The sequence below is a fragment of the Vibrio sp. A37 genome (assembly GCF_059777565.1).
Map to the genome: position 1 here is coordinate 190,729 of NZ_JBLNLI010000004.1, position 13,822 is coordinate 204,550.

Sequence of the window (13,822 nt, forward strand, 5' to 3'; positions counted from 1 at the left end):
CTACCTAGTGTACGATATTGCTGTCGATAGAATTGAAAGTAGATGATATGCGCAATTAGAACACCGAAGTCAACCATTCAGGTATAAAAAAGCATAACCCAACAGATATCGCTGTAAATATAAGCAATAAAAGTTGGCTTCGAGCGGGCTTTCGGTAAAGGCTTTTCTGTCGTTTGATAAATGACGCTTGTTCCTCACTAACACTTCCCCAATATTGACTAGTCAAATATCCTGCAAGTAGAAATATGATGGTTCCAATCGGCGCGTACCAAGGCCAAGAGATATGGATAAATCTGCACGTTGCTATTGCCAGTATGCTCATTAGGCTGCCGATGATTATCCCTTTTTCATTGGCACTCTTAAAACCTATACCAAGAACAAACGAACCTAAGCGAATACCGACAAAAATAGACGTGAGACTGGCGATAGTTTTTAGTACGGATTCATTCGATACAGAAAGCATTGCAGGTATTAGTACCGCAATGGCGCTAAACAAACTTAGTCGACGAGCAATCTTGTCATAATGTTGGTTGGATTCTTGTTTTCGAACAAAACGCTTATATATATCGTAAGTCGCGACTGTTGCGATAGAGTTGTACGTAGAATCGAGCGTCGACATGGCCGCTGCAGCTAGAGCAGACATGATAAGCCCGATCACAATGGGGTTTGTGTGGTTAAATACAAAATCCAAAATGATGTCATTTGAATTTTCAAATGTCTGACCATGATAAAAGATATACAGCATTACCCCAATCACGCTAAAAAACAGGTAGATAAAAAAGGTGCCGTAACCACATAGCAGCATGGATTTTTGAGCTGTTTCTACATTTTTGGTTGCAAGCGTACGTTGGATAATAAGTTGATTAGTTCCATAGACACTAAGGTTTAAGAATGAAATTGCGATTAAACCTGCCCATAAATTAGTGTCGCTTTGAAGATCAAAGTTAGTGTTGATGATCGTTAATTTGTTGGCATATTGGCTGAGCTCTAACGTGGTTGTAATGTCGTGAACTTGATTAAAAAGAATGTAAAAGATGGCAATACAACCGGAGAAAAGTACCCCAGATTGTAGTACGTCTGTCCATATCACAGTCGAGATCCCTCCCGAGTACGTATAAAGCGCAGTAAAAAGAGTAATACAAATAAGCGATTGTTGAATGGTAATAGGGAGGACTTTTATTAGGATAATGGATACAGCGTAAAGAATGACTCCCGCTGATATACATTGCACTAAAATAAACACGACAGAATTAATCGTTCTAGCGATCACTCCAAATCTAAGCTCCAAATACTCGTAAATCGAGGTCAATCCCAGCTTATAGAAAATGGGAATAAAAAAGACGGCAGCAAAGAAAATCGCGATGGGATAGGAGAGATGAACTTCTAATACCTGCATACCTTGGTTATATACCCACCCAGGCTGACCAAGAAAAGTCATGATACTGATGTAGGTGGCTAGAATAGAAATCCCTGCCGTTATCCAACCAAACTGCTTGCCTCCTGTAGAAAAGTCGCATTTAGAAGTGCTTTTATGACTAACGATCAAGCTAATCATTAGAGTTGTGGCTAGGTATATCCCCATTATTGCAAAACTTGAATACGCAACCATTTAGATTCCACTACTTTCAATTACTACTTCAAATGTCACAACATATTACTCATTAAAAGGTAATGAACACGTTAAAATTTGCAATTTGGAGATAAACTTCGTGATTTATGACTACTTTTAATCCTAGAAAAGGTTCTTTCTATGACTTTAAGTTCGAATTAGATCTTTATCACGCTAATAACTTTAATGGGTACGTATTCATTTTATAGCGAGTTAGATCACGGTATGAACACATAGGATCTGGTTAATATCTTTGCATTCATTGAGGCATTAAAAGCTCGCATTAAGAGGGTCAACTGTTCATGGCTGAAAAAATTCATATGGAAGAAGTACCATTAATTCAAAGGATTGCTGCTTATCTAGCTATCCTTGTTGGTTATTTTTTCTACTGCTACAACTTTGTCATCATTGATTATGTCAGGCCGTATATCGTTGACGCATATGACGGTATCACCCTAGCAGATACTGCACAATTTTATACATGGCAGTCCGTTGGCGCGTTAATTGGTGCGCTAAGCTGTGCTTGGGTTGCGACAAACTTTGGTAAAAAATCGACGTTGATTGCCATAACAGCGTTAAATGGTGGGGCGACCATAGTAAACATGATGTTTACCGATTATACCGCTTGGGCGTTGATGCGCTTCATTATTGGTATTTCTCTCGGGGGGTATTTTACCGTCGCTGTTTCAACGATGATTGGCATGTTTCAACCAAGTGTAAGAGGTAAACTTACCGCTTTTGCATCAAGTATGTTCTCTTTAGCGCTAATGATTATGGGGGCGTACGCAGCATTTATCTCAAGCATTGAAGCGCCATGGCAGAGCATTATGTGGGTTGGTGGCTTACCACCGTTGATCGCCTCTATCGTTATGATATTTATACTCCCTTCGGATAAAAAGGTCATCGCTTTTGGCGAAGAAGAGCAGCAGAGTCCATCAGACGAAGGCGCTAGCGGCAAAAAAGGTTCTTGGGCTGAGATGCTAAGTGCTAAACACAGAAAGATAACCATCTCTTGCCTCTTGTTGGCGGGTTTAAATTTCTATGGCTATCAGTTCTTTGGGGGGTTTGTCACAACCTATTTAAAAGAAGTTCGCATGTTTGACGGTGCGACAATTGGTGTCATCTTCTCTATTTCTGCGTTTGGTAGTTTGTTTGGCGCTTGGGTATGGGGAGTGGTGGCCGACAAATATGGTCGTAAAGTGAATGCTTTTGGTTTCATTATTGCTGGCGCGATGGCGGCGATTTTCTTTGTTGCACCTAATGACATCACTATTGGTAGCTTAAACCTTCTAGCACTATTAGGGCTGATTTATAACTTTGGCCTTTCATCAAGTGCGGTATGGGGAGGATATTTTTCCGAGCTATTTCCACCTCACTTACGCAGTTTTGGTGCAGCTTTATTCCATGGTGGGCGGATCATTGGTATGTGGGCGCCGATGGTGCTGGTATTCATCAAAGATCGTACCGATTTAACAACAGCGATGTGGGGTTCACCGGTAGTGTGGATTCTTGCTGGGCTTTTATGGTTCTCACTCCCTGAAACATTGAAAGGCGGTATTTTTTATAAAAAACAAAGAGCTGGTGAGCCCGTCACAAACTGATTTACCTAATAATTACAACAGGATTTTATAATGAGCAAATATCAACAAACGAAGCGTATAGTCCGTGAATATTTTGATGCTTTAGAAGGTGCAACGCCTGAGTCAGTAGCCAGTGTGTTAAAAGATTATGTGAGTGAGGATTACGATTGGCGTGGTGTGTATCCATTTCGTGAGCAAAAAGGTGCAGAGGCTGTCGCAGAGGTTTTTTGGGCTCCTCTAAAACAGTCAATGACTCGTATGCAGCGCCGTCAAGATATTTTTATTGGTGGAACCAATGAGATCAGCGGGGAACAGTGGGTGATGAGCATGGGCCATTTTATGGGCCTATTCGATACCGATTGGTTGGGTATTCGGGCAACAGGTAAAATGGTTAATATTCGATATGCAGAATTTACTTGTGTTGAAAACGGCAAAATTACTAAGTCCGGCCTATTTATGGATTTACTAGGAGTCATGGACCAAGCGGGTTGCTATCCGTTACCACCTTCAACGGGACGCCACTTTGTGTATCCTGGCCCTCGCGACCACAACGGTCTTTTGTTTGAAGATGCGCCAGAAGAAGAAGGAGTAGAAACACTCGCTTTAGTTAATAAGATGGTCGACGATCTCAGTGCACTAAACGATAGTGGAGCGATGGGGTGTCCACCGGAAGTACTAGAAAAAAGTTGGTCTAAGGATATGATCTGGTATGGCCCATGTGGGATCGGGGCGTCATATACGATTCCGCGTTATCAGGTTCAGCACCAGTTACCTTTTAGAAACAATCTAAAAGATAAAAAGTTTAATGGCCATGTATGCCGTTTTGCGGAGGGTAATTTTGCTTGTTTCTTCGGTTGGCCGAATCTATCTAATACACCTATTGGCGGATTCCTCGGTATGCCGGGCGGAGAGGTCCGAGCGGATATGCAGGTGGTCGATGTTTATTACAGAACAGGTGATAAGTTGTCTGAAAACTGGGTGTTGATCGATATCCCTTATTGGTTAAAGCAACAAGGACTTGATGTCTTTGAACGCACTAAGCAAATTATGAACCCTTGTATCTAATGTATTCTTCTACGCGATAATGCCCTTTTTAGGGCATTTTTAAGTATCGAACCTATACGGCTTAGTATTGCATTAAAATAATAGTGAACGTTTTATAAATAGTTGTTGATCACAGCAAGCAGGTTTCACTTTAAATCCTGTACCTTTATTTTGTTCGGGATATATAATCTGTTGGTTTTTAGCGAATACTTGGTTGTTTATTAATGGCAGGAAAGAGTATCAATGCAACGTCCAAAGACGTCGCAAAATTGGCTGGCGTATCGCAGTCTACCGTTTCACGAGTGTTCATGAATGCAGAGGCAACATCAGAAAAAACACGCAGCAAAGTACTTAAAGCAGCAAAAGAGCTAAACTATCGTCCAAATGCGTTTGCACGTAGTCTCACCACCAAGCAGTCGAAACTAATAGGTCTTGTTTTTCCTGATGCGGACTATCCCATCCATATGGAAACACTGCAATTACTTAGTACCGAGTTACAGAAAAATGGTTATTCAGCGGTACTGATCCCTTGGACGTTGGATGACAGGGCAAATCATACGATTCCAAATATCTTCCAATATAAGGTCGATGGCGTGATAGCCGCTTCTGCTCAGTTTAATACTGCTCTCTATGAGGAATGCCAAAATTTCAATATTCCTATCGTGCAATTTGCTCGTGTGGAGCAAAATACCAAATGCAGCTTTGCAGTGAGCGATAACTATAGTGCAGGTCAATTAGCGGCGAAGGAGTTGATCGAAAGAGGCGCAAAGAAGCTGGCTTATATCACTGGTGAAATCCCGACAATTACAAATACAGAGCGAGTGAATGGTTTCAACGATACCGTGAAAGAAAGTTTGGGGTGTGAGCCAATTTACGTTGAAACGAAATACAACTATGAGCTTGCCCAAAAAGAGCTTCGAAAACTGCTCTCCAGCGATGAAACGATTGATGCAGCTTTTTGCGCGACAGATATTATTGCCATGTCCCTAATGGATGTTGCTCGCTTTGAGTTTGGTTTATCCATCCCAGGTGACTTGCAAGTGCTTGGCTTTGACAATATTCCTCAAGCAAACTGGACAAGCTATCAGCTATCTTCCTTTCAACAAGACTATGGTCGGTTAGCGCGAGAAGCCGTAAAAATAGTTGTGCATCAAATTCAAGAGCAGGACGATAGTTTAGTTAAGCTGATGGTCCCTACTAAGTTAATCGAAAGGAAGACACTAAAGACTATCTAGGGCGTGAACCCTAGATACCTGACCGCACTGATGTCAATTTGGATATAGAATCAAGAGTCGCACAGAAATGGCAGTGACGTTATTGGGTCTCAGGTTTCTAACTTGAAAATGCTCCAAAGCTGCTGTTTAGCAAGATACTCTTTCTTTTCTAAAGTAACCTCTTACTTATCTTGTGTTATCGGAGGATCAACCGATTCTGCAGCGTAAAGATAGTCGACACCATCTTGTTTAGCGCGATACATAGCTAAATCAGCTAATGCGTAGAGTTCATCTGCAGTTTTGTAAGCATCGTTCTCTAAACTGGCAACACCAATGCTCACCCCGATTGGCAAATGCACATTCTGGTAATCGATTGGCGTTAAAATTAGATTACGTATCTTTTCAACAATGTTACGTAACTCAAGTGGAGTGTCGTATTCCTCTGCTAAGAATACAAATTCATCACCACCCATTCTAAAGTAACTGTCACCTTCGCGTAAGTCTTCACGTAACCTTTGTCCGATCACTTGGATGACGTGATCGCCCGCCATGTGTCCATATTTATCATTCACTTCCTTAAAGCGATCTAAATCGATCATCAGTATTGAGAAGTTGTGAGCATGTCTTTTCGCATGGGCGAAACGCTGGTAATACACTTCGCTAAACTGAAGTCGGTTAGAAAGACCACTTAATGCGTCAGTATGCGCGACGAGTTTTAACTGCTTATTCGCTTCTTTAAGTTCTTCGGTGCGAAGCTCAACTCGGTGCTCAAGCTCTTCAGCAATAGCTTGCAATTCAGCATTGGATTTGGACAACGAAATTTGACTGGAACGTAGGCTTTTAATTAGATCATCAAAGGTTCTGGCGACTAAGCCAATTTCATCTTTTCTCTCAGCTAGTTCATCGGATTCTATTTCGCCTTCGTGGAGGTCAACTAGCCGCATATGACTCACCAAAGTCTCAATAGGTTTACCTAAATAAAGCCTTAGAAATCCAAGCACACCAACGGCGCAAGCAAATACAGTGATGACGCCGTACATCAGTATATATTTAAGTACCGAGACAACTTGCCTTTCTACCAAGCTTTCATCGACAACAACGAGTATTGATCCACGAAAATTTTCATTTGTTAATGGGACATAAATATAAAAATCACTGGGGCTTGTGCTCGTTAAGATATTAGATATATGGTCGTCGCGGCTGGCTGGTTTAGATAATGAGGTGCCAGCTTGGAATACTGGTGCTCCTTTCCCGTCTAACAAACCAACATAAGTGACGCCCTCGGTGCGTGTGATAATTTCCTCACATAGCTCTTCATATCCTGAGAACTCAGACGGCATTAAACCTAAATCAAGCAGCCTATCGGTCTTTAGAGCCAGCTGCTCAGCATTAATGTAGCCGCGCTGGATGAATAAATCTTCGTAGCGATGGCGTATTTCAATAGAAAGTATGCCCATAAAAATAAACAAGATCAGAAACAGGCTAATCAAGAATAATAAGACAATTTTTATTCGTATCGAATTCAATTGATTGAACATTATTTGTCCCAAGTATAATTTTGTTTAATGGTATTATTTAGCAACACGTGGACGTTTGGCTCTATTCCTAAAGCTCTTGCTCTTGGTAAGCTGAGCATGGGTACGCCTTTGTAGCTTGGTCGTATTTCGATATCGCTAGGGCTCACTTTCTCAGCCAGAATTTTTCTTGCCATTTGTCCTGCTACATAGCCTTGGTCATAGCCAGAAACAGCCACTGCTGCCAAAGTGCCGCTGTTAACGCGAGTCTCCCAAAATGAAAAGTCAGGCAATTGACTATTGTTTACAGTCCACTCTAGTACTTGTTCATAGGGCACATCTTTGTCGTTTTTATCTTTTAGGTTGAATATGCCTAACAGAGCAATAGCATCAACTTGGTTTTGTAGCCGTTCTATAACCTTTTGATATTCGGCAAAAGTTTTAACCAAAATCCATTCGGTAATCGTGACATCATTTAAATGTTTACTACTTGCTCGAATACGAGCCATGACCCCTTTCCAAGTAGGATCACTGTCTACAATAACGGCAATTCTGCTTACTTGTGGCGATAGAGATTGAATTAGGTTGACGGTAGGAACAAAGTGTTCATGCTCCAATACACCAGTTACGTTGTTAGAGCCGACAAAGTCATACTCTGAAGGATCACGATTGATACCACTAAACACTATTGGTAAATCAGAATTAACTAGCGCTTGAGCAACGTATTTTTGAGCGTTGTCATCATTGGTATAAAGTAAGTTTGGCTGCCACTTTTCAATAACTTGCTCCGCAATGGCCACTTTCTCCTCAATAGCAGCGGGGGAGCTGTTACGCTTAGTATCAAGTTCAATAACCTCATACTCTATATCTAAATCTCCAATGCCATCTTTGAACCCTTGAAACTGCTCAATATTCCATTTCCAAGTTTTGTGATAACTCATCACGTGCAATATGCGAAATGGCTCAGAGTTAGCCGAAGCAGATGGGATAACAAAGGAAAAACAGAAGGGTATGACATAAAGCCACTTTTTTATCATTCACTTATCCTCTGCTACATAACAAATAAACATAAGTATAGCTGATGTATTTGACAGTTACTGTGCGTGTTTATGAATATTTTGTATGATGAACGACAAGCTGAGAAACTTTTTGTATTTAAATTTGCGCTACAGGCTTGTGATACTAGCTAAACAGCTAGGAAAATCGTGTGTAACCTCAAAATATAATTAGGTTGTGTAGTGTTAAACATATTTTTAGATGATATTCGAATCGAACCACTTTCTACTGCTTAAGGTTAAATTATTTGATTTATTAGTGATGATTACCATTTATTTACGAACTATCTTCTATAGAATTGATCGTTATAATATAAAAGCTAGTGTAAAATTTCCTTACTTTATATTACTAGTATATTTTTTATTATTCATTGATAGGATTTCAGTATGAATAAAGTACTTATCTTTTTTACGTTAATAGGATCTTCAAGTTTCTCGACTGTCCAAGCATATACTCTCCACTTTAATTCAAGCGCACTACCAGATAATAAAGTGGTAATATGTAAGGATGCAGACAGCACTAGTGGCAATACTATCTACGCTACCAATACCGGCTTCGTATTATCTAATACGAATGTACAAAATGCCTGTTCTGATAATTTCCGTCCATTAAAATCGACGTACGAACTTGAGTACTTAGCAGTAAACAGCGAACCTGACTTGGTGTGTCTTGTCTATGATTATTCAACAAACGGTTGCAAATATGGAAAGGCGCTGGGAGAATTTTATATTCAAACTATGCCGACGAAGTTTCGGAAGGATACACCATATAATGTAGTATGCTCTGCCGATTTTTCGTATCAAAAAATGGGTTGTGATGTTGCTCTTTCTCGTAAGTACGCTGATATTAAGTTTGTGTCGAGCACACCATTATCTTAAAAGTTGTTATATTATTTTGATGTTTTTATTTATCAAAATTTTAACCTATACTATTTATTTAATTAGTATGTTAATTTAATCTATCAGTTGCTATACATTATTTGATATTTTAAATTCGGATTAATCTTGAGTGGAAAATATAAATTCTTTTTATAATATTGAAAGGGGAAGGTTAACTGATTCTAGGGTAGAGAGTTTTAGAATCTGTCACTACTTAGAAAGTATCTTCAAGAATAAATCTAAAGTTATAGGTGTCAGAGGTGATAGCTCGGCAGTGTATTAATGGCAACAAGTCGCCATTTTATCTGCCGAGGCGAAAGCAGCGATATATTCGTCTTAGCATATCCTGTATTTCACTCAGAAACCGGTTCTAAAGCCTGCTGGGTGACACAGGCTTTTATAAGCTAATTGCAAGGTTTTAGTTGATCGTTTCTTTGCTCAATCATTGACAACACTGTGTTAAGTGCCGCCTTAGTATTTGGTATTTGCACGCCCATTTTATTGGCCAGTTCAACTAAGTTGTGGAAGATGGTTTCTACTTCCATAGCCCTACCTGCGTCGAAATCCTCTTTCATACTGAAATAAACACCTTTAAATGCAGGTACTGCTAATCGCTCCATTAACTGAGTGATTGCAGTGGAATCTACATCTACGTCGTAAGCTTGAGCAACTTGAATGACCTCATCTGCAACCTTTTCTACGAGCTGGCGCGGCTGTGAGGATAGGGAGAGGGTTTGCATACACGCATCATAGATTATCGAGGCTAGATTGCATGATGTGTTGACCAGTAGCTTGGGAAATCGTGTTTGGTAGATATTGTGTCTTTTATATACGGAGACAAAGACATGACCAAAAATTGGCTCTAATTCGATCTCACTAGTTCCCTTACGATAGCATGCATAATTTAAGTTATTGAATTCATTATGTAGTGTGACTTGGTTTGTTGTTATTTCTTTCGTCACTTTAACGTTTGTCGTGGCCCCGATTATGGTATTGCTTTGATGTAAAAATTGGGAGAGATGTTGTTCGTTGCCAATACCGTTTTGTACCACAACAAAAGTCTTGTTTCTCAGATGCTGTAAACGTGGGAATACGATGGAATTTTGTGTGCCTTTGACGGTGATAAAAATGACATCCCCGTCGATAGCTAAATAATCGGAAGTCACCCTTTCTATAGGGAAACTTAAATGAATGTTTGGTGTGCTGAGTTGGAGCTTGCCGTGATTTAATAATGCTGAGTGGGGATGGACGACGCATTGCAAGTCGTATGCGTTTGTCTGTGATAGTTTGGCGAAAATATATCCGCCGATAGCTCCTACACCTATGATGCTGACTTTCATAGTTAATCCAGTAGAGAGGAAAACTCCAATATAACTCTACTGCGCGAGCTGTCCAACATTTGTTTGATTGAGGAAGATCAAAAAAGGAGCCCTCACTGAGTAACTAATCATTTGCGTCTATGACATGCATCATGAAACTTGAGATGGTTCTCTGAAATTGACTAAATATTTACCGAACAAAATGCAATATTAAAGTTCATTTTTGATAAACGCATTGCCAAATTTGATGGGTTTTTTATATCAATTTTTCTAAAACAGGGTGTTTTCTTGCCTGTTTAATCAAGAATTAGCAGCTAATTTACGACAATCTTGCATATCAGTTATTGATTTTTTTCTTGTTCTTTTTGAATGAATAGTAAGCAGTGCGATTTTAATAAACTCTTGATTTGTTATTAAGAGTTGTTAGAGTGACGACCACTATCTGGTACATTGGTCTGACAAACTAATAAGATTTTCAACAGTTAGATCAAGATTTGAGCAAGCAGTTCTAAATAGTGATTCAAAGTGATTGATGAAGCTTATTTATCGATGCTCATTCTTCCGTAAGCCATATGGCTATTAAAGAAGTAAAACATGCCAGATTAGGATAAAAGTTGCACGTTAAGGACAGTAGGAAGCGAACGGGCTAGTCACATGGACTGGCAGTTTGCTTTTGTGCAATTTGATAATAAATATGTGGCAGTTGTTCATAGTAACAAATTGAGCGAAATGCCGATTTTAAAGTAATGTTAGTAATAAAAAAGGATCGCTCAGTACACCCTCCTCATGAGGTGTATTGATAAGTCAGTAGCAGTCGGGCTGATAGCGCACTCAATGGACGAGGTTATACGAGGAGTTCAAAATGAGTGGCTTTAGTCCAGCCTTATTGATCGGCATATTTACTGTGCTTGTCATAGCGGTAATCTCTGCAATCCTATTTGCAAGCAAACTGGTCGGCGGTTTTGATCGTCGATATGAAGATGAACAACCTTTCGAATGTGGCCTTCTTCCCTCTGGCACAACAAAACACAACTTTTCAATTAGCTACTATCTCATTGCTGTCGCTTTCCTCATTTTTGAACTAGAAGCAGCCATCTTACTCGCTTGGGGCGTTGATTACTGGAAGCTAGGTATTCCGGGCGTTATCGCTGCGGTAGTTTTCATTGTAATCCTCCTTTTAGGACTCGTGTATATGCTGCGTAAAGGCGCTTTTAAGATCGGAGTATACGAATCATGAGCGATATCATACCTGTTGTTAATGCCGATAAAGAGCAATCTGAAAAAGGCAATAATCTAATCACTAATATCGTTGGCAAAGTAGATGACCTCATCTCTTACAGCCGTAAACACTCACTATGGCCATATAACTTTGGTACTTCTTGCTGTTTCGTAGAAATGATGACAGCCGCGACGCCACGTTACGACATGGCGCGTTTTGGATCTGAGGTACTACGTGGTTCTCCTCGCCAAAGTGACGTGTTAATTACGGCGGGCACATGCTTTGTCAAAATGGCTCCACTAATGAAGCATATCTACGACCAGATGCTTGAACCAAAATGGGTTATCTCTATGGGTTCGTGCTCAAACTCTGGCGGTATGTACGATATCTACAGTGTGGTTCAAGGTGTCGATAAAATCCTACCGGTTGACGTATACGTTCCAGGCTGTCCTCCTCGTCCTGACGCGTTGTTAGAAGGTTTGTTGATGCTTCAAGACTACGTCAAAGCAAACCCAGTTTCTGTTCTAAAGAAAAATCGTAAACCTCTTGGCTTAAGGGTTGAATAAATGAGCACAGAACTAACAATAGAAGAAGTCGCTGTAAGCGATTTACAACAAACGTTAACAGAGCGTTTTGGTGCGAAAGCGCTTCCAGACTCTGTTATCGGCACTGAAAGCTATCAAGTTGACTGTGATCAGCTCATTGCGATGCTGACTTACCTAAAGAAAGAGTCGACGCCTAAATTTGAAATGCTGTTTGACCTATCCGCGATTGATGAAGCAGAGCGTGGTGGTGGTTTGACAGTTTTTTACCATCTACTGAGCATTTCAACTAGCCAATTTATTTCTGTTCGCACTCACATCGCGAACGATTCTATTGAAGTACCGACAGCGACCGTTGTATGGCCGAATGCAGACTGGTACGAGCGTGAAGTTTATGACATGTTCGGCATCAAATTTGCGGGCCACCCAGATCTACGCCGTATCCTGACGTTTGATTTCTGGAAAGGTCACCCACTTCGTAAAACTTACCCAGCTCGCGCTACGCTAATGGACGAACCATTTGATCTTGAAGGTGATGACTTCCAAAGCGTAATGGAATCTTACGAGATCAAAGGTAAGCAAGAAGATGGCTCAATGGTATTGAACATTGGTCCAAACCACCCGGGTACGGATGGTGTTATTCGCCTTAAAGTAAAAATGAAAGGCGAGCGCATTGAAGAGCTAGACCAAGAGATTGGTTTCCACCACCGTGGTGCTGAGAAGCTTGCAGAGCGTCATACCTTCCATAACTACATCCCATACACTGACCGTATCGATTACCTAGGCGGTGTAGCAGGTGAGCTGCCATACCTTCTTGGCCTAGAAGCAATGACAGGTATTGAAGTTCCAGAGCGCGCCAAAACCATGCGTATCATGCTTTGCGAACTGTTCCGTATCTCAAGCCACTTAGTTTGGTTCGGTAGTATCACGCACAACCTTGGTGGTATGGCGCCAGCATTCTATGCCTTCACTGAGCGTGAGAAGATTTTCGATGTAATCGAGCTTATCTGTGGCGGTCGTATGCACCCAGCATTCTTCCGTATTGGTGGTGTGTCTCAAGACCTACCTGAAGGTTGGAGAGCAGCCGTCGATGCAGCGTGTGACGCGGTAGAAAAGCTAGTACCCGATCTTGAGAAGTTGATGACTAAATCAATGATCTTCAAGGCGCGTACACAAGGCGTTGCGGTATACAGCCAAGAATTAGCGTTAGATTATGGCCTAACAGGTCCAAACTTGCGTGCAACAGGTATTAACTTTGATGTGCGTAAGCAAATGCCATACATGGGCTACGAAGACTACGACTTCGAAGTGCCAGTCGGTAAAGACGGCGACGCATACACTCGTACTGTTCTACGTGTTGAAGAACTGACAGAAAGTTTGAAGATCATTCGCCAAGCGGCGGATCGTATGCCTGAAGGCCCATTCCTAGCGGACAATGCGCCAAAATTTGGTTTCCCTCGTAAGCAAAATGCACTGAAAGACATCGAAACCTTGATTCACAGTTTCGTTGATACTGGCCGTGGCTTTGACTTCCCAGTTGCAGAAACATTCTTTGCTACTGAAACCTCGAAGGGTATTACAGGTTACCACACCGTAAGTAATGGTACCGGGTGTCCATACCGTGTGCGTATTCGCACTCCGTCTTTCACCCACTTCCAGTCTGTTAAAGCAGTTTCTAAAGGCGATTTGCTCGGGAACATCATCTGCTTGATAGGCTCAATAGATTATGTTTTGGCGGACATTGACCGTTAAATATCATTAAAACAGCACCGTTTATAAGATGCTGAAGTTAGGCGCTTTTTAGCCTATAGCACGCTAAGAAGCGATAACTTAGATACTGGTCGATG

11 protein-coding genes are annotated in these 13,822 nt (G+C 41.0%); 7 read left to right on the forward strand and 4 right to left on the reverse strand.

What is annotated here, in order from left to right:
- Positions 1 to 55: 55 nt before the first annotated feature.
- The gene (locus ACM2FC_RS09065; RefSeq protein ID WP_498480586.1) at positions 56 to 1,609 is read right to left on the reverse strand and encodes a sodium:solute symporter family transporter; all 1,554 of its coding nucleotides are present in this window, start codon (positions 1,607 to 1,609) and stop codon (positions 56 to 58) included.
- A gap of 302 nt (positions 1,610 to 1,911) precedes the next feature.
- Between ACM2FC_RS09065 and ACM2FC_RS09070 the strand changes: the two genes are divergently transcribed.
- The 3 genes from ACM2FC_RS09070 to ACM2FC_RS09080 all read left to right on the forward strand — a co-directional run bounded on the left by ACM2FC_RS09070 (position 1,912) and on the right by ACM2FC_RS09080 (position 5,468).
- Entirely contained in the window at positions 1,912 to 3,210 is a 1,299-nt protein-coding gene (locus ACM2FC_RS09070) for an MFS transporter (protein WP_498480587.1), read from the forward strand.
- Positions 3,211 to 3,240: 30 nt separating this feature from the next.
- Positions 3,241 to 4,254: an ester cyclase gene (locus ACM2FC_RS09075; RefSeq protein WP_498480588.1), complete on the forward strand. Its 1,014-nt coding sequence runs from the start codon at positions 3,241 to 3,243 to the stop codon at positions 4,252 to 4,254.
- A 203-nt stretch (positions 4,255 to 4,457) separates the two neighbouring features.
- Complete coding sequence (locus tag ACM2FC_RS09080) at positions 4,458 to 5,468, forward strand: LacI family DNA-binding transcriptional regulator (RefSeq protein WP_498480589.1); 1,011 nt, start codon at positions 4,458 to 4,460, stop codon at positions 5,466 to 5,468.
- Positions 5,469 to 5,629: 161 nt separating this feature from the next.
- Here ACM2FC_RS09080 and ACM2FC_RS09085 read toward each other — a convergent pair whose 3' ends face one another.
- Together ACM2FC_RS09085 and ACM2FC_RS09090 are read right to left on the reverse strand one after the other, a co-directional pair.
- Positions 5,630 to 6,985, reverse strand: coding sequence for a GGDEF domain-containing protein (locus ACM2FC_RS09085; protein ID WP_498480590.1), 1,356 nt, complete (start codon positions 6,983 to 6,985; stop codon positions 5,630 to 5,632).
- Positions 6,985 to 7,998, reverse strand: a complete 1,014-nt coding sequence (locus ACM2FC_RS09090; RefSeq protein WP_498480591.1) for an ABC transporter substrate-binding protein — start codon at positions 7,996 to 7,998, stop codon at positions 6,985 to 6,987. Before ACM2FC_RS09090 ends, ACM2FC_RS09085 begins: the two co-directional genes overlap by 1 nt.
- Before the next feature lie 405 nt (positions 7,999 to 8,403).
- Here ACM2FC_RS09090 and ACM2FC_RS09095 point away from each other — a divergent pair, with 405 nt between their 5' ends.
- Positions 8,404 to 8,895, forward strand: coding sequence for a hypothetical protein (locus ACM2FC_RS09095; protein ID WP_498480592.1), 492 nt, complete (start codon positions 8,404 to 8,406; stop codon positions 8,893 to 8,895).
- A 404-nt stretch (positions 8,896 to 9,299) separates the two neighbouring features.
- On the opposite strand, the gene ACM2FC_RS09100 is transcribed toward ACM2FC_RS09095, so the two are convergent.
- The gene (locus tag ACM2FC_RS09100; protein WP_498480593.1) at positions 9,300 to 10,235 is read right to left on the reverse strand and encodes a ketopantoate reductase family protein; all 936 of its coding nucleotides are present in this window, start codon (positions 10,233 to 10,235) and stop codon (positions 9,300 to 9,302) included.
- A gap of 841 nt (positions 10,236 to 11,076) precedes the next feature.
- Between ACM2FC_RS09100 and ACM2FC_RS09105 the strand changes: the two genes are divergently transcribed.
- Genes ACM2FC_RS09105 through nuoD form a run of 3 tightly spaced genes read left to right on the forward strand, consistent with a single transcriptional unit; the run spans position 11,077 to position 13,727 of the window.
- Positions 11,077 to 11,451, forward strand: a complete 375-nt coding sequence (locus ACM2FC_RS09105; RefSeq protein ID WP_498480594.1) for an NADH-quinone oxidoreductase subunit A — start codon at positions 11,077 to 11,079, stop codon at positions 11,449 to 11,451.
- Positions 11,448 to 11,999 carry an NADH-quinone oxidoreductase subunit B gene (locus tag ACM2FC_RS09110; RefSeq protein ID WP_237360291.1) on the forward strand — a complete coding sequence of 184 codons (552 nt, stop codon included), beginning with the start codon at positions 11,448 to 11,450 and terminating at the stop codon, positions 11,997 to 11,999. Before ACM2FC_RS09105 ends, ACM2FC_RS09110 begins: the two co-directional genes overlap by 4 nt.
- Positions 12,000 to 13,727, forward strand: a complete 1,728-nt coding sequence (gene nuoD, locus ACM2FC_RS09115; RefSeq protein ID WP_498480595.1) for an NADH dehydrogenase (quinone) subunit D — start codon at positions 12,000 to 12,002, stop codon at positions 13,725 to 13,727. It abuts the gene before it with no gap.
- The last annotated feature ends 95 nt before the right edge of the window (positions 13,728 to 13,822 follow it).